This window comes from Serratia nevei (genome assembly GCF_037948395.1).
Classification (GTDB): Bacteria; Pseudomonadota; Gammaproteobacteria; order Enterobacterales; family Enterobacteriaceae; genus Serratia; species Serratia nevei.
This window is the reverse complement of record NZ_CP149940.1, coordinates 5,272,835-5,292,474: the sequence shown is the minus strand read 5'-3', so window position 1 is coordinate 5,292,474 and position 19,640 is coordinate 5,272,835. Positions and strand designations below refer to the sequence as shown.

General features: G+C 56.7%; 14 protein-coding genes, 1 tRNA gene and 2 rRNA genes. 9 read left to right on the top strand and 8 right to left on the bottom strand.

The window, feature by feature from the left end; genetic code table 11:
• The first annotated feature begins 41 nt into the window (after positions 1 to 41).
• From V8N38_RS25230 to rrf, 3 genes are all read left to right on the top strand, one after another.
• A tRNA-Glu gene (locus tag V8N38_RS25230) sits at positions 42 to 117 on the top strand.
• Between the two features lie 234 nt (positions 118 to 351).
• Positions 352 to 3,258, top strand: a 23S ribosomal RNA gene (locus tag V8N38_RS25225).
• 106 nt (positions 3,259 to 3,364) lie between these two features.
• Positions 3,365 to 3,480 (top strand): 5S ribosomal RNA (rrf, locus tag V8N38_RS25220).
• 72 nt (positions 3,481 to 3,552) lie between these two features.
• Here rrf and mobB read toward each other — a convergent pair.
• Positions 3,553 to 4,071: a molybdopterin-guanine dinucleotide biosynthesis protein MobB gene (gene mobB, locus V8N38_RS25215; protein WP_060425412.1), complete on the bottom strand. Its 519-nt coding sequence runs from the start codon at positions 4,069 to 4,071 to the stop codon at positions 3,553 to 3,555.
• Positions 4,068 to 4,658, bottom strand: a complete 591-nt coding sequence (gene mobA / locus V8N38_RS25210; protein ID WP_147840647.1) for a molybdenum cofactor guanylyltransferase MobA — start codon at positions 4,656 to 4,658, stop codon at positions 4,068 to 4,070. Before mobA ends, mobB begins: the two co-directional genes overlap by 4 nt.
• Before the next feature lie 148 nt (positions 4,659 to 4,806).
• Here mobA and V8N38_RS25205 point away from each other — a divergent pair, with 148 nt between their 5' ends.
• From V8N38_RS25205 to dsbA, 3 genes are all read left to right on the top strand, one after another.
• Entirely contained in the window at positions 4,807 to 5,076 is a 270-nt protein-coding gene (locus tag V8N38_RS25205) for a YihD family protein (RefSeq protein WP_004931268.1), read from the top strand.
• A 98-nt stretch (positions 5,077 to 5,174) separates the two neighbouring features.
• The gene (locus V8N38_RS25200; protein WP_084827033.1) at positions 5,175 to 6,161 is read left to right on the top strand and encodes a serine/threonine protein kinase; all 987 of its coding nucleotides are present in this window, start codon (positions 5,175 to 5,177) and stop codon (positions 6,159 to 6,161) included.
• Between the two features lie 29 nt (positions 6,162 to 6,190).
• The gene (gene dsbA, locus V8N38_RS25195) at positions 6,191 to 6,814 is read left to right on the top strand and encodes a thiol:disulfide interchange protein DsbA (RefSeq protein ID WP_004931264.1); all 624 of its coding nucleotides are present in this window, start codon (positions 6,191 to 6,193) and stop codon (positions 6,812 to 6,814) included.
• Positions 6,815 to 6,857: 43 nt separating this feature from the next.
• Here dsbA and V8N38_RS25190 read toward each other — a convergent pair whose 3' ends face one another.
• Positions 6,858 to 7,754, bottom strand: a complete 897-nt coding sequence (locus tag V8N38_RS25190; protein ID WP_015379457.1) for an acyltransferase — start codon at positions 7,752 to 7,754, stop codon at positions 6,858 to 6,860.
• Between the two features lie 497 nt (positions 7,755 to 8,251).
• On the opposite strand from V8N38_RS25190, the gene polA reads away from it, so the two are divergent.
• Entirely contained in the window at positions 8,252 to 11,050 is a 2,799-nt protein-coding gene (gene polA, locus V8N38_RS25185; protein WP_049270887.1) for a DNA polymerase I, read from the top strand.
• Between the two features lie 515 nt (positions 11,051 to 11,565).
• On the opposite strand, the gene yihA is transcribed toward polA, so the two are convergent.
• Positions 11,566 to 12,210, bottom strand: a complete 645-nt coding sequence (gene yihA / locus V8N38_RS25180; protein WP_019452177.1) for a ribosome biogenesis GTP-binding protein YihA/YsxC — start codon at positions 12,208 to 12,210, stop codon at positions 11,566 to 11,568.
• 734 nt (positions 12,211 to 12,944) lie between these two features.
• Here yihA and yihI point away from each other — a divergent pair.
• Both yihI and hemN read left to right on the top strand, forming a co-directional pair.
• Entirely contained in the window at positions 12,945 to 13,484 is a 540-nt protein-coding gene (gene yihI / locus V8N38_RS25175) for a Der GTPase-activating protein YihI (RefSeq protein WP_071890410.1), read from the top strand.
• A gap of 182 nt (positions 13,485 to 13,666) precedes the next feature.
• Positions 13,667 to 15,040: an oxygen-independent coproporphyrinogen III oxidase gene (gene hemN / locus V8N38_RS25170; protein WP_087762530.1), complete on the top strand. Its 1,374-nt coding sequence runs from the start codon at positions 13,667 to 13,669 to the stop codon at positions 15,038 to 15,040.
• 34 nt (positions 15,041 to 15,074) lie between these two features.
• Here the strand turns inward: hemN and V8N38_RS25165 are convergent, their stop codons facing one another.
• From V8N38_RS25165 to glnA, 4 genes are all read right to left on the bottom strand, one after another.
• The gene (locus V8N38_RS25165; RefSeq protein ID WP_147840648.1) at positions 15,075 to 15,197 is read right to left on the bottom strand and encodes a YshB family small membrane protein; all 123 of its coding nucleotides are present in this window, start codon (positions 15,195 to 15,197) and stop codon (positions 15,075 to 15,077) included.
• Positions 15,198 to 15,309: 112 nt separating this feature from the next.
• Positions 15,310 to 16,722, bottom strand: a complete 1,413-nt coding sequence (gene glnG, locus V8N38_RS25160) for a nitrogen regulation protein NR(I) (RefSeq protein WP_015379452.1) — start codon at positions 16,720 to 16,722, stop codon at positions 15,310 to 15,312.
• 8 nt (positions 16,723 to 16,730) lie between these two features.
• Positions 16,731 to 17,780: a nitrogen regulation protein NR(II) gene (gene glnL, locus V8N38_RS25155; RefSeq protein ID WP_004931246.1), complete on the bottom strand. Its 1,050-nt coding sequence runs from the start codon at positions 17,778 to 17,780 to the stop codon at positions 16,731 to 16,733.
• A 193-nt stretch (positions 17,781 to 17,973) separates the two neighbouring features.
• Positions 17,974 to 19,383: a glutamate--ammonia ligase gene (gene glnA / locus V8N38_RS25150; RefSeq protein ID WP_019452181.1), complete on the bottom strand. Its 1,410-nt coding sequence runs from the start codon at positions 19,381 to 19,383 to the stop codon at positions 17,974 to 17,976.
• Positions 19,384 to 19,640: the final 257 nt, after the last annotated feature.

Genomic DNA, 19,640 nt, shown 5'->3' with positions numbered 1-19,640 from the left:
ATACGAACCGATTAAGTTATTCAGTTTAATCGGATTTTCGTGTCCCCATCGTCTAGAGGCCTAGGACACTGCCCTTTCACGGCTGTAACAGGGGTTCGAATCCCCTTGGGGACGCCATTCCGATAATGAGTGAAAGACATTATCACCGGTTAGCGATAACCGAAAAAATCTTAAAGATGACTTGCGAGTCATGTTTAAGATATTGCTCTTTAACAATCTGGAACAAGCTGAAAATTGAAACATGACGGCTGAAATTTATCCCTCCGTAGATGTACTGGGATAAAGAGTAACCTGTCATAGAGTCTCTCAAATGTTTGCAGCGCGAACGATGGAAACATCTTCGGGTTGTGAGGTTAAGTGACTAAGCGTACACGGTGGATGCCTAGGCAGTCAGAGGCGATGAAGGGCGTGCTAATCTGCGAAAAGCGTCGGTAAGGTGATATGAACCGTTACAACCGGCGATACCCGAATGGGGAAACCCAGTGTGTTTCGACACACTATCATGTCATGAATACATAGTGGCATGAGGCGAACCGGGGGAACTGAAACATCTAAGTACCCCGAGGAAAAGAAATCAACCGAGATTCCCCCAGTAGCGGCGAGCGAACGGGGAGGAGCCCAGAACCTGAATCGGCTTGTGTGTTAGTGGAAGCGTCTGGAAAGTCGCGCAGCAAAGGGTGATAGCCCCGTACACTAAAATGCACAGGTCGTGAGTTCGATGAGTAGGGCGGGACACGTGACATCCTGTCTGAATATGGGGGGACCATCCTCCAAGGCTAAATACTCCTGACTGACCGATAGTGAACCAGTACCGTGAGGGAAAGGCGAAAAGAACCCCGGCGAGGGGAGTGAAATAGAACCTGAAACCGTGTACGTACAAGCAGTGGGAGCACCTTCGTGGTGTGACTGCGTACCTTTTGTATAATGGGTCAGCGACTTATATTTTGTAGCAAGGTTAACCGTATAGGGGAGCCGTAGGGAAACCGAGTCTTAACTGGGCGATTAGTTGCAAGGTATAGACCCGAAACCCGGTGATCTAGCCATGGGCAGGTTGAAGGTTGGGTAACACTAACTGGAGGACCGAACCGACTAATGTTGAAAAATTAGCGGATGACTTGTGGCTGGGGGTGAAAGGCCAATCAAACCGGGAGATAGCTGGTTCTCCCCGAAAGCTATTTAGGTAGCGCCTCGTGAACTCATCTTCGGGGGTAGAGCACTGTTTCGGCTAGGGGGCCATCCCGGCTTACCAAACCGATGCAAACTCCGAATACCGAAGAATGTTATCACGGGAGACACACGGCGGGTGCTAACGTCCGTCGTGAAGAGGGAAACAACCCAGACCGCCAGCTAAGGTCCCAAAGTCATGGTTAAGTGGGAAACGATGTGGGAAGGCATAGACAGCCAGGATGTTGGCTTAGAAGCAGCCATCATTTAAAGAAAGCGTAATAGCTCACTGGTCGAGTCGGCCTGCGCGGAAGATGTAACGGGGCTAAACCATGCACCGAAGCTGCGGCAGCGACGCTTAGCGTTGTTGGGTAGGGGAGCGTTCTGTAAGCCGTTGAAGGTGGCCTGTGAGGGTTGCTGGAGGTATCAGAAGTGCGAATGCTGACATAAGTAACGATAAAGCGGGTGAAAAGCCCGCTCGCCGGAAGACCAAGGGTTCCTGTCCAACGTTAATCGGGGCAGGGTGAGTCGACCCCTAAGGCGAGGCTGAAAAGCGTAGTCGATGGGAAACAGGTTAATATTCCTGTACTTGGTGTTACTGCGAAGGGGGGACGGAGAAGGCTAGGCTAGCCGGGCGACGGTTGTCCCGGTTTAAGCGTGTAGGGGGTGTGACCTGGTAAATCCGGTTGCATACTAACCCTGAGGCGTGATGACGATGCACTACGGTGCAGAAGTAGTTGATGCCCTGCTTCCAGGAAAAGCCTCTAAGCTCTAGGTAACATTAAATCGTACCCCAAACCGACACAGGTGGTCAGGTAGAGAATACCAAGGCGCTTGAGAGAACTCGGGTGAAGGAACTAGGCAAAATGGTGCCGTAACTTCGGGAGAAGGCACGCTGGCATGTAGGTGAAGTCCTTCGCGGATGGAGCTGAAGCCAGTCGAAGATACCAGCTGGCTGCAACTGTTTAATAAAAACACAGCACTGTGCAAACACGAAAGTGGACGTATACGGTGTGACGCCTGCCCGGTGCTGGAAGGTTAATTGATGGGGTCAGCCGCAAGGCGAAGCTCTTGATCGAAGCCCCAGTAAACGGCGGCCGTAACTATAACGGTCCTAAGGTAGCGAAATTCCTTGTCGGGTAAGTTCCGACCTGCACGAATGGCGTAATGATGGCCAGGCTGTCTCCACCCGAGACTCAGTGAAATTGAACTCGCTGTGAAGATGCAGTGTACCCGCGGCAAGACGGAAAGACCCCGTGAACCTTTACTATAGCTTGACACTGAACATTGAGCCTTGATGTGTAGGATAGGTGGGAGGCTTTGAAGCGTGGACGCCAGTCTGCGTGGAGCCATCCTTGAAATACCACCCTTTAATGTTTGATGTTCTAACTCGGCCCCATAATCTGGGGTGAGGACAGTGTCTGGTGGGTAGTTTGACTGGGGCGGTCTCCTCCCAAAGAGTAACGGAGGAGCACGAAGGTTAGCTAATCACGGTCGGACATCGTGAGGTTAGTGCAAAGGCATAAGCTAGCTTGACTGCGAGAGTGACGGCTCGAGCAGGTACGAAAGTAGGTCTTAGTGATCCGGTGGTTCTGAATGGAAGGGCCATCGCTCAACGGATAAAAGGTACTCCGGGGATAACAGGCTGATACCGCCCAAGAGTTCATATCGACGGCGGTGTTTGGCACCTCGATGTCGGCTCATCACATCCTGGGGCTGAAGTAGGTCCCAAGGGTATGGCTGTTCGCCATTTAAAGTGGTACGCGAGCTGGGTTTAGAACGTCGTGAGACAGTTCGGTCCCTATCTGCCGTGGGCGTTGGAAGATTGAGAGGGGTTGCTCCTAGTACGAGAGGACCGGAGTGAACGCACCACTGGTGTTCGGGTTGTCATGCCAATGGCATTGCCCGGTAGCTAAGTGCGGAAAAGATAAGCGCTGAAAGCATCTAAGCGCGAAACTTGCCTCAAGATGAGTCTTCCCTGGGCCTTCAAGGCCCCTGAAGGAACGTTTAAGACTAAGACGTTGATAGGCTGGGTGTGTAAGTGCAGCGATGCATTGAGCTAACCAGTACTAATGATCCGTGAGGCTTAACCTTACAACACCGAAGGTGTTTTGGTGAGACCAAGACAATATTCAGCTTGTTTACAGATTGGTTCTGATGGCGACACGAGAGTGGCGCGGTTGGAATGAAACAGAATTTGCCTGGCGGCAATAGCGCGGTGGTCCCACCTGACCCCATGCCGAACTCAGAAGTGAAACGCCGTAGCGCCGATGGTAGTGTGGGGTCTCCCCATGCGAGAGTAGGACACTGCCAGGCATCAAACAAAGCCGAAAGCCCTGAACATCAGTTCAGGGCTTTTTGCTATGCGTAAAATGCAAAAAAGCGCAGCTACGCTGCGCCGTTCAACCACTCGACAATAAAATCGGCGATGCTTTCCGGTTGATTGAGATCCAATTGCTTAGCCGCGATGGATAGCGGCCGATCGCTGGCTACCGCCACGACAAACTGATCCAGCATGCCTTCCAACGGTCTGCCGATCTCGGCCCGATAAAGCAGGATCTTGCTGACCGGCTCATGTTTGAACCCTTCCACCAGAATCAAATCGACCTTATCGGCATCAAAACGTTCTGCCAGGTAGCGCAGGTCCAAAGGTTGTTGTTCCGGCGTTTCGGTCATTAATGCCCAGCGGCGATCGCTGGCGACCAGCGTTTGGTCGGCACCCGCTTTGCGCAGCTCATAGCTGTCTTTGCCCGGCGTATCCACATCCATGTCATGATGCGTATGCTTTATCAACCCAACCCTCACCTGGCGCTGTTTCAGCATCGGGATCAGCTGTTTGAGCAGGGTGGTTTTTCCCGTTCCGCTATAGGCACCGATGGCCAGCAAGGGGGGCAATGAACGATTCATTTCTTTAGCTCGCGTGCTTGCTGCCAATTCCGGCAGTCTTCCGGCGTATTCAGGTTATGAAATGCCGCTTGTTGCCCACTGAACACCACGCGTTGTGCGCCGATCTGATGCAAGAACAGCATCAGCTTACGTTCACCCTGCGCCAGATAGTCAGCCAGCTGCGGCGCTGTTTGGGTATGCAATAACGCCAGCGTAGGGTGATCTCGTTCACCATCGCTGGCAAAGGCCGCTGGCGCTGCGCCTTTTTGCTGCCATAGCTGCGCGACTAAGTCGGCGGGAAAGTCGGGGACGTCACAAGGGACGAAGGCCACCCACTCGTTGGGAGATTGCTTGAGCCCGGCGAGCATCCCGGCCAACGGCCCGGCGAAATCGGGCGTCAGATCGCCAATCACCGGCAAACCGCTCGCCTGGTAGCGTGCCTGATTGCGGTTGGCGCTGATGGCGACGGAAGCCACCTGCGGCCGTAACCGGGCCAGAACATACTGATAGAGTGCGATACCGCCAATCGACACCAGGCCTTTATCCTCACCGCCCATGCGCGTGGCTCGCCCGCCGGCCAAAATTACGCCGCTGATTTCTTTATGCATCTCGTTTATCCCGCCTTGTCGATGCGCTGATTGTAGCGCTAAAGCCGGCGTGACATCAGGATTTACCTTTATTGACAAGCCGGTTCTTTCACTGCGTGGGTAAGCCTGTTACTTTGTGAGTTTATTCATGCTATTGGACGATATTGAGATGAAAACGCATCGCGTAAACGAGTTGATCGAGCTGTTGCACCCGGCCTGGCAGGAAGATCCCGATCTCAATTTGATGCAGTTTTTGCAAAAACTGGCGAAGGAAGCGGGCTTCCAGGGCGAGTTGTCCGAGCTGAGCGATGATATTCTTATTTACCACCTGAAAATGCGCGGCAGCGCCGGCACGGATCAGATCCCGGGCCTGAAGAAAGATTACGAAGAAGATTTTAAAACGGCGCTGTTGCGCGCTCGCGGGGTTATTAAGGACTGACCTTCGTGCGGTGCGAGAAAGCATAGCTCGTGAAACGCGCCATTAATGCTACTATTTCTCATTCCCGGCACCGTGCTGTCAGCGATCAAACGAACGTTATGAATAACTCTGCTTTTAATTTCGACACTCTGTCGCCCGACTTGATTATGGACGCGCTAGAAGGGGTTGGCCTGCGCGTCGACTCCGGTCTGACGGCGCTGAACAGCTACGAGAACCGCGTCTATCAGTTTATGGACGAAGATCGCCGGCGCTACGTGGTGAAGTTTTACCGCCCGGAGCGCTGGAGCGCTGCGCAGATCGGTGAGGAGCACCAGTTCGCTCTGGATCTGGCGAAGGCGGAGATCCCGGCGGTAGCGCCGTTGGCGTTGCAAGGCGCTACGCTGCATACGCACGCTGGGTTCTTCTTTACCCTGTTCCCCAGCGTGGGCGGGCGGCAGTACGAGATAGACAACCTGGATCAGTTGGAATGGGTGGGTCGTTTCTTGGGGCGTATCCATCAGGTCGGTGGTGAGCGTTTGTTCGCCGAGCGGCCGACGATGGGGGTTGAAGAGTATCTCACCGCCCCGCGTCAGGTGTTGGCCGGTTGCGAGCTGTTGCCGGCAGCGCAGCGTGAGGGGTTCCTGCAGGCGACGGATAACCTGATCGCGGCGATTAAGCCGCACTGGCATCTGAACTGGCAGCCGCGCCGTTTGCACGGTGATTGCCATCCGGGCAATATTCTGTGGCGCGACGGCCCGCTGTTCGTCGATCTTGATGACGCACGTAATGGCCCTGCGGTGCAGGACTTGTGGATGCTGCTGCACGGCGAACGCCGCGATCAACTGATGCAGTTGGACGTCTTGCTGGAGGCGTACGGTGAATTTGCCGAGTTCGATCAGCGCGAGTTGGCGTTGATCGAGCCGCTGCGGGCGATGCGCATGGTGTATTACCTGGCCTGGGTCGCCCGCCGTTGGCAGGATCCGGCCTTTCCTAAGAGTTTTCCGTGGATGGCGGAGTCTGATTTCTGGTTGTCTCAGACTGCGGCCTTCACCGAACAGGTTAAGCTGTTGCAGGAGCCTCCTCTGCAGCTGACGCCAATGTATTGAAGCTTTAACACAATGGAGAGTTTAGTCTTATGAAAAAAATATGGTTGGCGCTCGTTGGCATGGTGATGGCATTCAGTGCCTCGGCGGCACAGTTTAGCGATGGCGCTCAGTACGTGACCCTGGACAAGCCGGTGACCGGCGAGCCGCAGGTGCTGGAGTTCTTCTCCTTCTACTGCCCGCACTGCTACCAGTTCGAGCAGGTCTATCACGTGTCTGAAAACGTGAAGAAGGCCTTGCCTGCCGGCACCAAAATGACCAAGTACCACGTGGAGTTCCTGGGGCCGTTGGGCAAACAGCTGACTCAGGCATGGGCGGTTGCGATGGCGCTGGGCGTGGAAGACAAAGTAAGCCCGCTGATGTTTGAAGCGGTACAGAAAACCCAGACCGTGCAAACGCCGGACGATATCCGTAACGTCTTCGTGAAAGCGGGCGTGACCGCCGCTGATTATGACGCGGCCTGGAACAGCTTCGTGGTGAAATCTCTGGTGGTTCAACAGGAGAAAGCCGCGGAAGATCTGCAGCTGCGCGGTGTGCCGGCGGTATTCGTGAACGGCAAATACATGGTTAAAAACGATGGCCTGGACACCAGCTCGATGGACGCGTACGTGAAGCAGTTCGCCGACGTGGTTAAATTCCTTAGCCAGCAGAAATAAGCCTGATTCAGCATGAAAAACGCCGGCATTGCCGGCGTTTTTTTTACCCGTATTGCCGCTTCAATTTATCCAGCAACCGATCTTTTTCCTGCCACAGCGTATTCAGCCACAGCTGGAAGCGCCGCTTGAACTGTTTGTCGTTGAAGTAGTCCCCGTGCAGGGTTTCATCGATCGGCAGCGTTTCTATTCTTACCACGATACGCGTCAGCCGCCCACACAGCATATCCATAAAGGGCCGTTGGTTATTTTCCGGATAGAGCAGGGTAACGTTCAACACTTTGTCGAACTGATTGCCCAGTGCGCTGAGCGTAAACGCAATGCCGGCGGCTTTGGGCGCCAGCAAATTGCGATACGGCGAATTGCTTTTAATTTTCTTGGCTTCCGTGAAGCGCGAACCCTCGACGAAATTGACGATGGTGGTTGGACGCTGACGGAATTTTTCGCAGGAACGGCGCGTCGTTTCGATATCCTTGCCGCGTTTCTCCGGATGCTTGAGTAAATAGGCGCGGGAGTAACGCTTCATGAATGGCATGTCCAGCGCCCAACAGGCCAGACCGACAAAAGGCACCCAGGCTAACTGTTGCTTGAGGAAGTACTTATTCATTGGAATATGATTTCTGAACAGCACGCACAATACGACAATGTCCGACCAACTTTCGTGGTTGCTGATCAGCAGATACCAGTTTTTTCGATCCAGCCCCTCCAGCCCTTCAATATCCCAACGTAATTGCCCGTTAATGCGCAATAACAGCGCCAGCCCCTGACACCAGCACCACATCATGAAATCGGCAAAAGCCGAGATATATCGCCAAACGGCGGGAATGGGCACCAGGAGTTTCACGATGCCGGCCAGCGTGATGGGGATGGAGCACAACACCGTCACCAGAATCGTGAGTATGACGGAAATGATAAAGATAACAGGCGTTAACAATCTTGGCATGGTTATGGGCTGACGGTTGTTGAGAACATCGTTGCATGCCGAAGCGCATGAACAAAAACATATTTTAACAGAAATCGCCGGGGTAAAGCGCCGCTAAAAATGACTGTTTTTCGTCTCATCGGATAACCATTTGCTGAGTTTTCGTGCAACTTTCCCAGCTTGTGCTAGGGTAATTGAGGCGCCGAATTTGATTAATAGTGCGATTAAAATCCGGCGAAAGTTATATCCACAAATCCAATAAAAGCCAGTAATAAAGCGTCGCCGGAATTCGTTCTTTTAACGCGGTGATTTAAATAGGAATTTTATTCGCCGTTATAACGATAATCGGAGCGTTATAATTCGGTCTCTTTTCTATGCACAAAGTTATCCACAGGTAAGATCTTGCGGATCCTCACGCACCATCACATCATTTTCGTCCGTAATGCACGCTAAGGTTCGTCTCCGGCGGCCAGCTATGGCATGCTTACCCCTATGTCCGATCACGATAAAGAAACGCTATGGCCCAGATTGCAGAAAACCCACTAATCCTGGTTGACGGTTCCTCCTACCTCTACCGCGCTTATCACGCCTTCCCGCCGCTGACTAACTCGGCGGGCGAGCCGACCGGCGCGATGTACGGCGTGCTGAATATGCTGCGCAGCCTGTTGCTGCAGTATCAACCGAGCCACGTTGCCGTGGTGTTTGATGCCAAAGGGAAGACTTTCCGCGATGAGCTGTTCGCCGAATACAAGTCGCACCGGCCGCCGATGCCGGACGATCTGCGAGCGCAGATCGAGCCGTTGCACAGCATGGTCAAGGCGATGGGCCTGCCGCTGCTGGTGACGCCCGGCGTTGAGGCGGACGACGTTATCGGTACGCTGGCGCTGGAGGCCGAAAAGGCCGGCCACGCGGTGCTGATCAGCACCGGCGACAAAGACATGGCGCAGCTGGTGACACCGAACGTCACCCTGATCAACACCATGAACAACACGATCCTCGGCCCGCAGGAAGTGTGCGACAAGTACGGTATTCCGCCGGAGCTGATCATCGACTTCCTGGCGTTGATGGGCGATTCATCGGACAACATTCCCGGCGTGCCGGGCGTGGGCGAGAAAACCGCCCAGGCGTTGCTGCAGGGCATCGGTGGGCTGGATGCTTTGTACGGCAATCTGGAGAGCATCGCCACGCTGAGCTTCCGCGGTGCCAAAACCATGGCGGCCAAGCTGGAGCAGAATAAAGAGGTCGCGTATCTCTCCTATAAGCTGGCGACGATCAAAACCGACGTCGAGCTGGATCTGACCTGCGCTGAGCTGACGGTGTCCGAGCCGGATGTCGATACGCTGCAACAGCTGTTCAAACAGTACGAGTTCAAACGCTGGTTGGCGGACGTGGAAGCCGGCGTATGGCTGGAAAACAAGAAAGGCGCGGGTGCGAAAGCTGCCGGCGCCGCCAAACCGGCCGCCGCGGCGGAAGCGCCGAAGGCGCTGGCGGAGGCCAAGCTGTCCCAGGAGGGGTATGTCACTATCCTGGATGAAGCGACCTTTACCGACTGGCTGGCGCGGCTGAAAAAGGCCGACGTGTTTGCCTTCGATACCGAAACCGACGGCCTGGATACCCTGACCGCCAACCTGATCGGCCTGTCCTTCGCGATAGCACCGGGCGAAGCGGCTTATTTGCCGGTGGCGCACGATTATCTGGATGCCCCGCCACAGCTGGATCGCGCCTACGTGCTGGAAGCGCTCAAGCCGCTGCTGGAGGACGATAAAGCGCTGAAGGTCGGGCAAAACCTGAAGTTCGATATGAGCCTGCTGGCGCGCTACGGCATTGAGATGCGTGGTATCGCCTACGACACCATGCTGGAGTCCTATGTGCTGGACAGCGTCGGCGGCCGTCATGATATGGACAGCCTGGCCGATCGTTATCTGGGCCACAAAACCATCACCTTCGAAGAAATCGCCGGCAAGGGCAAGAACCAGCTGACGTTCAACCAGATCGCCCTGGAGCAGGCGGCGCCTTACGCTGCCGAAGACGCGGATGTCACGCTGCAGCTGCACCTGGCGATGTGGCCGCAGCTGAAGCAGAGCGCAGAGCTGCTGACGGTGTTCAACGAGATTGAAATGCCGCTGCTGCCGGTGCTCTCGCATATTGAACGCACCGGGGTGCTGATCGATCCGGCCATTTTGTCGGCCCACTCCCAGGAGCTGGCCAAGCGTCTGGCGGAACTGGAGGCGCAGGCCCATGAGCTGGCGGAAGAGCCGTTCAACCTGGCGTCGACCAAGCAGCTGCAGGCTATCTTGTACGAAAAACAAAAGCTGCCGGTGCTGAAGAAAACCCCGGGCGGGGCGCCCTCCACTAACGAAGAAGTGCTGGCCGAGCTGGCGCTGGACTACCCGCTGCCGAAGGTGATCCTGGAATACCGCGGCCTGGCGAAGCTGAAGACCACCTATACCGACAAGCTGCCGCTGATGATCAATCCGGTCAGCGGCCGGGTGCATACTTCGTATCATCAGGCGGTGACCGCGACCGGGCGTCTCTCCTCGAGCGATCCGAACCTGCAGAACATCCCGGTGCGCAACGACGAAGGGCGACGCATTCGCCAGGCCTTTATCGCGCCGGAAGGTTACCGCATCGTCGCGGCCGACTACTCGCAGATCGAGCTGCGCATCATGGCGCATCTGTCACAGGATGAAGGGCTGCTGAAGGCCTTCGCCGAAGGGAAAGACATTCACCGCGCCACGGCGTCGGAAGTCTTCGGCGTGCCGTTGGATAAAGTGACCGGCGAACAGCGCCGCAGCGCCAAGGCGATTAACTTCGGTCTGATTTACGGCATGAGCGCCTTCGGCCTGGCGCGTCAGCTGGGGATCCCGCGTGGGGAAGCCCAGCGCTATATGGATCTGTACTTCGAGCGTTACCCGGGCGTGCTGGACTACATGGAGCGTACCCGCCAGCAGGCTTCCGAACAGGGCTATGTCAGCACGCTGGATGGGCGCCGCCTGTATCTGCCGGACGTCCGCTCCAGCAACGCCATGCGCCGCAAGGCGGCCGAGCGTGCCGCCATCAACGCCCCGATGCAGGGCACGGCGGCCGATATTATCAAGCGTGCGATGATCGAGGTCGACGCCTGGCTGCAAGGGCAGGAGAAGCCGCTGGTGCGCGCGATCATGCAGGTGCACGATGAATTGGTGTTTGAGGTGCACGAGTCGGTGATCGAAGAAGCCAGCCAACGTATCCGCCAATTGATGGAGGGCAGCATGACGCTGGCGGTGCCGTTGAAGGTCGACGTGGGCGTCGGCATGAACTGGGATGAGGCGCACTGATCGCCGGTTTATCGCCGGATGTGCTAACTGGCGAGAACCTAAGCATTTTTCGTAATTAAGCTACAAGATGCGGCGATAGTTTCCCCAACTTCGCCGTTCTTGCGCCGCAAATTGTGTAAGTAAACTACAAAAAATTCTTTTGCCCTGTGAAAAAATGATGTAGAGTTACAGGCGTAGGGTACAGAGGTAAGATGTTCTATCTTTCAGACCTTTTACTTCACGTAATCGGATTTGGCTGAATATTTAGCCGCCCCAGTCAGTATTGACTGGGGCGTTTTTTATTGTAAAAACAGCAGCAAACCATACTTTTTTCCTATCTCTTCGCACCGTTTTTCGTTCCCGCTCCCGCTCCCTCAACGCCGTGATTTGGTGAGATCAGCCTGCCTGGCGATAAGTTTTTATGATGGCTTTATTTCAGAACTGTAATTAGATAACAAAAAATCCCGCCTGTGGCTGAACTGCGGGCATAAAAAAGCCGATGCGGTGAGGCATCGGCTCTGGCGTTCAGCCTGGGCTTATTCGCCGGCTTCGTCTTCCGGCAGCACTTCCGGCGGGATCTCGTTAAACCAGGTATCCAGCTTCTGGCGCAGCTTGTCGACGCCGATCTTCTTCAGCGACGAGAAGGCTTCAACCTGGATATCCCCCATAAACGGCAGCACCGCTTCACGCACCATATTGAGCTGCGCCTTGCGTGCGCCGGAGGCCAGTTTGTCGGCCTTGGTCAGCAGCACCAGCACCGGGGTGCCGACGTCGACCGCCCACTGGATCATCTGCTGGTCGAGATCTTTCAGCGGATGGCGGATATCCATCAGCACCACCAGGCCTTTCAGGCTGTTGCGCATCTGCAGGTATTCGCCCAGCGCGCGCTGCCATTTGCGCTTCATCTCTTCCGGCACTTCGGCGTAGCCGTAACCCGGCAGGTCGACCAGGCGGATGCCGTCTTCCACTTCGAACAGGTTGATCAGCTGGGTGCGCCCCGGTGTCTTACTGGTGCGCGCCAGGCTTTTTTGGTTGGTCAGGGTATTCAGCGCGCTGGATTTCCCGGCGTTGGAACGGCCGGCAAAGGCGACTTCAATTCCTGCATCCCCCGGCAGATGGCGAATATCGGGTGCGCTGGTGACGAAATGGGTCACATGATAGTTGTAGTTCTTGCTGGTCAAAATTTTTCGTCTCCGTGAGGATGGCTAACTGGTTGGCGATTATAACTGCATCAGCGGTAAAAATGGCGTGTTTCTCGGTTTTTAAGCGGTGGGACGCGATAAAACGACAGTTATGCCGCGCGTAGGTTGTGAGACATTTGCCATTCGAATCGCGGGTAATGTCGCTTTATTCGAAAGTGATATTTCTGTTTTTATTTTAAAAACAACATGTTGTTTTTTCGTTGTAGGGAAATGTCATCCAAAACGGTGTCAGGTGCCTTGAGCCTTCGCAACAATAACGTAAAGTAGTCGTTAACGCAGGGTTGCGCAGGATTAGGGAACATCCGGGAAGGATGACAAATCTCAGGGAACGCACAGGGCGTGCAATGAGTGCCAGGATGAACGCAAAAGGAAGTGACCCTTTCGCACCGGAATAGGCGGCAGGCACATCGGATGGTGAAGTATCGGCAATTTGGATGCCCGCAGGAAGCGCGCTCGGGAAGAGCGGATGCGAATGGATTGCGCCATGGACGATTTTTCTTTCAGGATGAAGGACGTAGTGGCAGGGAATGCGGTTATAGCAGAGGGAAAAACCGGGATGTTGCATGTACGCAAGGAGCGCGTAACAGGAATACCCTTCGCGAGAAGGTGCGAAATAGGCGGCAGGTTTAACCTGCCGCCTTTTTTCTTTGTCCGCTTTCTGCTAGATTCCGCCGCAATTCTATACTGAATCTACATACCTAAGAGCACACGCTATGAACCAGCCATCAAAAGCACCTCGCGGCAGCGCGGCGAAGTCAAAAACGAAAAAGAAAAGCCGTATGGAGCTCGATCAGGAAGCGCGCGAGCGCAAACGCCTGAAAAAGCGCCGTGGCCTCGCTTCCGGTTCGCGCACCCAGGTCGAGTCCGGCAGCCAGAAAAACAAATCGGCGGCGGCAGCCAAAGATCCGCGTATCGGCAGTAAAGTGCCGGTTGCGCTGGTGGTCGACGAGACCAAAGTGAAGGCCAAACCGCAGCCGAAACCAAAGGCCGAAGCGAAACCGCGCCTGTCGCCGGAAGAAGAGCTGGCGAAGCTGGAAAATGACGAGCGCCTGAACGCGCTGCTGGATCGCATCGACGACGGCGAAACGCTGAACGCGGAAGAGCAAGCGTATGTCGACAAGACGCTGGATCGCATCGATGTGCTGATGGACGTGCTGGGCATCGAACTGGGCGAAGACGACGACGAAGAAGAAGAGAAGCAGGAAGATATTCTGAAGCTGCTGAAAGGCGGCAATCCGAAAGACGCCTTTTAACGCGCTATGTGGCTAATCCCGACAATAGCCCTACTCTTGATGTGTTATCTGCTGTGGTTATTCGGTAAACTATGGCGGCTGTCTAAGCGCAAAGCGCGTTTTCGCAGCGCTTCCGTGGCCAGACAGCGCAGACAACCGCCCCTCTCCCGGCCCGGTAGAAAAAGATATCGGAAGGAGTGAGCATGTCAGAGCAGACGATTGTCTGGGATTTGGCCCTGATCCAAAAATATAACTACTCAGGGCCGCGTTATACCTCATACCCCACGGCGCTGGAGTTTAACCAGCGCTACGACGAAGCGGCGTTTCAACGCGCCGCTGCGCGCTACCCTGAGCGGCCGCTGTCGCTGTACGTGCATATCCCTTTCTGCCATAAGCTGTGCTACTTCTGCGGCTGCAACAAGCTGGTGACGCGCCAGACGCACAAGGCCGACGAATACCTGAACGTTTTGGCGCAAGAGATCGCCAGCCGTGCGCCGCTGTTCGCCGGCCGTAAGGTCGGCCAGATGCACTGGGGCGGCGGTACGCCGACCTACCTGGATAAAGCGCAAATCAGCCGGCTGGTGGCGTTGCTGCGCGAACACTTTGATTTCCTGCCCGATGCGGAGATGTCGATCGAGGTCGATCCGCGCGAGATAGAGCTGGATGTGCTCGATCATTTACGTGCAGAAGGCTTTAACCGTCTGAGCATGGGGGTGCAGGATTTCAACAAGCAGGTGCAGCAGTTGGTCAACCGCGAGCAGGACGAGGCCTTTATCTTCGCCCTGATTGAGCGGGCCAAAGCGCTGGGCTTCCGCTCGACCAATATCGATCTGATCTACGGTCTGCCGAAACAGACGCCGGAAAGCTTCGCTTTCACGCTGCAGCGGGTGGCTGAGCTGAATCCCGATCGCCTCAGCGTGTTCAACTACGCGCATATGCCGAACTTGTTCGCCGCCCAGCGCAAAATCAAAGACGCCGATCTGCCGGGCGCGCAGCAGAAGCTGGATATCCTGCAGCAGAGCATCGCTTTCTTGACCGGCGCCGGCTATCAGTTCATCGGCATGGATCACTTTGCGCGCCCGGACGACGAGCTGGCAATCGCCCAACGCGAAGGCAAGCTGCACCGCAATTTCCAGGGCTACACCACCCAGGGCGACAGCGATCTGCTGGGGCTGGGCGTGTCGGCCATCAGCATGCTAGGCGACAGCTATGCGCAGAACCAGAAAGAGCTGAAGCATTACTATGACAGCGTACAGGCGCAGGGTAATGCGCTGTGGCGCGGGCTGGCGTTGACGGACGACGATTGCCTGCGGCGCGATCTGATCAAAACCCTGATCTGCAATTTCCGGTTGGCGTATCAGCCGCTCGAACGGCAATACGGCATCGACTTTACCGCTTACTTCGCCGAAGACCTGCAGCTGCTGGCGCCGTTTGAACGCGATGGGCTGGTGGAGCGGGACGAGCAGGGCATCCGCGTCACGCCGCGCGGGCGCTTGCTGATCCGCAATATCTGCATGTGTTTTGACCGCTATCTGCGGCAACAGGCGCGCAGCCAGCAATTCTCACGGGTGATTTGAGGATGAAAAAACAGCCGCTGATGCGGCTGTTTTTTTAACTGAAGAAGTTAATCAGCGCGGCGCACAACACCGCGGCAACCGTCGCCTGCGGGGTGTGACTGGCAGCGGAGCCCAGCTCCGCGCCCTGAGAAATGAATACGATGAAAGAGTCCAGCATCGTCAACCTCCAGAGTGTGCGACACGATCATACTGCGCCCGCACCGGCTGTAAAGCCTGCGATTGGCGTTTTTTTGTGCGCTGGACTGCGTTTTTCATCATCCATCCCGCTCCTATTCCATGCCCAGCTCTTTGAGCTTGCGGGTCAGGGTATTGCGCCCCCAGCCCAGCAGGCGCGCGGCTTCCTGTTTGTGCCCCTGAGTGTGGCGCAGCGCGGTGGTGAGCAGCGTGCGCTCCATTTCCGGCTGCGCTTCCGACAGCAGGTTTTGATGACCGGAACGCAGCGCGCGATCGGCCCACTGCGCCAGCAGCGTGGCCCAACTGTCCGGCAAACTGTGGCTGGGGCTTTCCGGCGCGGCGGTTTCGAACAGCTCACCCGGCAGATCCTGGATCAGCACTTCCTGCCCGGCGGCCATCACCGTCAGCCAGCGGCAGGTGTTCTCCAGCTGGCGCACGTTGCCCGGCCAGGGCAGGCGGGTCAGCGCGGTTTCGGTTTCCGGGTGCAGGTTCTTGGCCTCGACGCCTAACTCTTTGGCGGCGATCTGCAGGAAGTGGCGCGCCAGCCGCGGGATGTCTTCACGGCGCTCGCGCAGCGGCGGCAGGTGTACGCGGATCACGTTCAGGCGGTGGAACAGATCCTCGCGGAACTTGCCTTCCTGCACCCGCAGCTCCAGGTTCTGGTGCGTGGCGGCGATGATGCGCACGTCGACCTTCACCGGCGCATAGCCGCCGACCCGGTAGAACTGGCCGTCCGCCAGCACCCGCAGCAGGCGCGTTTGCACGTCGAGCGGCATATCGCCGATCTCGTCGAGGAACAGCGTGCCGCCGTCGGCCTGTTCAAAGCGGCCCTGACGGATTTGGTTCGCGCCGGTGAAGGCGCCTTTCTCGTGGCCGAACAGCTCCGACTCGATCAGATCCTTGGGGATGGCGGCCATGTTCAGGGCGATGAACGGCGACTTGGCGCGCGGGCTGTGGCGGTGCAGCGCATGCGCCACCAATTCCTTGCCGGTGCCGGATTCGCCGTTGATCAACACGCTGATCGACGAACGCGACAGCCGGCCGATGATGCGAAACACGTCCTGCATCGCCGGCGCTTCGCCGATGATGTCCGCCGCCGGATCGCTGGCCGGCTGGCTGCGCACCGGCTGCTGCTGCTCCTGATAATGGCTGATGGCGCGCTCGACCAGCGCCACCGCTTCGTCGATGTCGAACGGCTTCGGCAGGTAGTCGAAGGCCCCTTGCTGATAGGCGCTGACGGCGGCGTCCAAATCCGAATGCGCGGTCATGATGATCACCGGCAGCATCGGATGGCGCTGTTTGATCTGCTTGAGCAGCGCCAGGCCGTCTATACCCGGCATGCGGATATCGGACAGCAGCACGTCGGGGGTTTGCGTGGCCAAGGCTTCCAGCACGTCATTGCCGCCTTCGAAGGTGGCGCAGCTCAGGCCCGCGCCGGTGAGCGCACGCTCAAGCACCCAGCGGATGGAGCTATCGTCATCGACGATCCAGACTATCCCTCGTTGCATAGCAAACCTCACTGACGAATGGGCAGGTAGACCGAGAATTCGGTATGACCTGGCCAACTGTTGAATTCAATTTTTCCGCAATGCTGATCGATAAGATTGCGGGCGATGGATAATCCCAGGCCGGTACCGCCTTCACGGCCGCTGACCATCGGGTAGAACAGCGTGTCCTGCAGCTGCGCCGGTACGCCGGGGCCGTCGTCTTCGACGTCGATGCGCGCCGCCAGGCGGTAGCGGGTGCCGTGCAACGTAATCTGAAACGCGGTGCGGGTGCGCAGCGTGATGGTGCCGCCCGCTTCGCCCAGCGCCTGCAGCGCGTTGCGGGTGATGTTCAGCAGCACCTGTTCAATCTGATCCGGGTCGTGGGCCATTTCCGGCAGGCTCGGATCGTAGTCGCGCACCAGCGTGACGTTATCCGGCATTTCCAGCGACACCAGCTGGCAGACGCGCTCCGCGACCTGATGAATGCTCTGGGTAATGTGCTGGCCGGGCCGCTGTGGGCCGAGCAGGCGATCCACCAGATTGCGCAACCGATCGGCCTGCTCAATGATCACCTTGGTGTATTCGGTCAGCGCCGGATCGGGCAGTGCCTTGGCCAGCAGCTGCGCCGCGCCGCGCAGGCCGCCCAGCGGATTCTTAATCTCGTGCGCCAAACCGCGCACCAGATCGCGAGCCGCCACCTGTTGGGCATGCTGCAGCTGTTCCTGGCTCAGGCGGCGCTGATTGTCCATCGGCGCCAGCTCGACGAGGATATAACCTTCCGGCAGCGCCTGAGCGGTCAGGGAAAGGATATGCGCGCGGCCATCGACTACCAGGGTCACTTCGTTGTCGGTGAAGCCCTGACCGGCGCGCAGGCTTTCGCGCATCAAAGAGACGTTCAGCGAAAAATAACCGAGCAAATCGGGCAGCGGCGTGCCGAACAGCTTGCGGGAGCTTTGCGCCAGCAGCTGCTGTGCCGCCGGGTTGGCGTAGTGAACCGCCAGTGAGTCATCCAACAGCAGGATGCTGTTGATGAGTGAATTGAGGATCTGCCCAGCATCGGGCAGCTTGCCAGTTGCCATACAGCAGACTCCTGCACCTTTTTAGTGCATCTATCCTACTCCATCCGGGATCGGCGCGGTATGGAATAGTTTTGCAGAAAATACGGTGGAGAAAAAAACCCATCCGAAGATGGGCTGAAAGTTTCCACGGCAACAAAAAAGCGATAACAAAAATGTGGGCGCCGCCCACCTGTGCAGACGGCGCGGGTAGGGCTTAGACGCTGTAGTACAGTTCGAACTCAACCGGGTGTGGCGTCATGCGAACGCGGTCCATCTCTTCTTTGCGCAGTTCGATGTAGGCATCGATCGCATCGTCGGTGAACACGCCGCCGCGGGTCAGGAACTCGCGGTCTTCGTTCAGTGCGGCCATTGCTTCGTCCAGCGAGCCGGCCACTTTTGGGATCTCGGCTTCTTCTTCCGGCGGCAGGTCGTACAGGTTTTTGTCCATGGCGTCGCCAGGGTGGATCTTGTTGATGATGCCGTCCAGGCCGGCCATCAGCAGCGCGGCGAAGCACAGGTATGGGTTAGCCGCCGGATCCGGGAAGCGGGCTTCGATGCGGCGCGCTTTCGGGCTGGAGACCACCGGGATACGGATGGACGCGGAGCGGTTACGGGCGGAGTAAGCCAGCATCACCGGCGCTTCGTAGCCTGGCACCAGACGCTTGTACGAGTTGGTGGTCGGGTTGGCCAGGGCGTTGATCGCTTTGGCGTGCTTGATGATGCCGCCGATGTAGAACAGCGCGGTTTCAGACAGGCCGCCGTATTTGTCGCCGGCGAACAGGTTGGTGCCGTTCTTGGACAGCGACATGTGGCAGTGCATGCCGGAACCGTTGTCGCCGAACATAGGCTTCGGCATGAAGGTCGCGGTTTTGCCGAAGGCGTGCGCCACGTTGTGCACCACGTATTTGTAGATCTGAATTTCGTCGGCTTTCTTGGTCATGGTGTTGAAGCGGGTTGCCACTTCGTTCTGACCGGCGGTTGCCACTTCGTGGTGGTGCGCTTCAACCACCAGGCCCATCTCTTCCATGGTCAGACACATGGTGGAACGCAGATCCTGCGAAGAGTCGACCGGTGGAACCGGGAAGTAACCGCCTTTCACCGCCGGACGGTGGCCTTTGTTGCCGCCGTCGTATTTTGTACCGGAGTTCCAGGCGCCTTCGATGTCGTCGATGGCCACGTGGGAACCGCGGATGCTGCTGCCGAAGCGGATGTCGTCGAACAGGAAGAACTCAGGCTCTGGCCCGAACAGCACGGTATCCGCGATGCCGGAGGAGCGCAGGAAGTCTTCGGCGCGTTTGGAGATGGAGCGCGGGTCGCGATCGTAGCCTTGCATGGTGCCCGGCTCGAGAATGTCGCAGCGAATGATCAGCGTAGGTTCTTCGAAGAACGGATCCAGAACCGCCGTGCTGGCGTCCGGCATCAGCACCATGTCAGATTCGTTGATGCCCTTCCAACCACCGATAGAGGAGCCGTCAAACATTTTACCTTCTTCGAAGAAGTCGGCGTTTACCTGGTGAGCCGGGATAGTCACGTGCTGTTCCTTACCCTTGGTGTCAGTGAAACGCAGGTCTACGAATTTCACTTCATGCTCATTCAGCATCGTCAAAACGTGTTCAGCGGACATACTTAACTCTCCCGGTTTATCATTGTCGTTGTCGTGGAACGAATCTGTGGAACTGGCTTTTTTTCGCCTTGAAAAGACTAAAGCGAAAAGCGTGCCAACTTTTAGAAAAGGCTTTTATCGCCTCTCTGCGCGGGTTTTACCCAGCCACAGTATGCACCATCAACGATAAATTGCACTGTTATGGTGCAACAAGGGTGGGCGCGGGCACCGAAATGGTGCAAAAGTGCAACGATTGCGGCTTTTTGCACCGTGAAAGG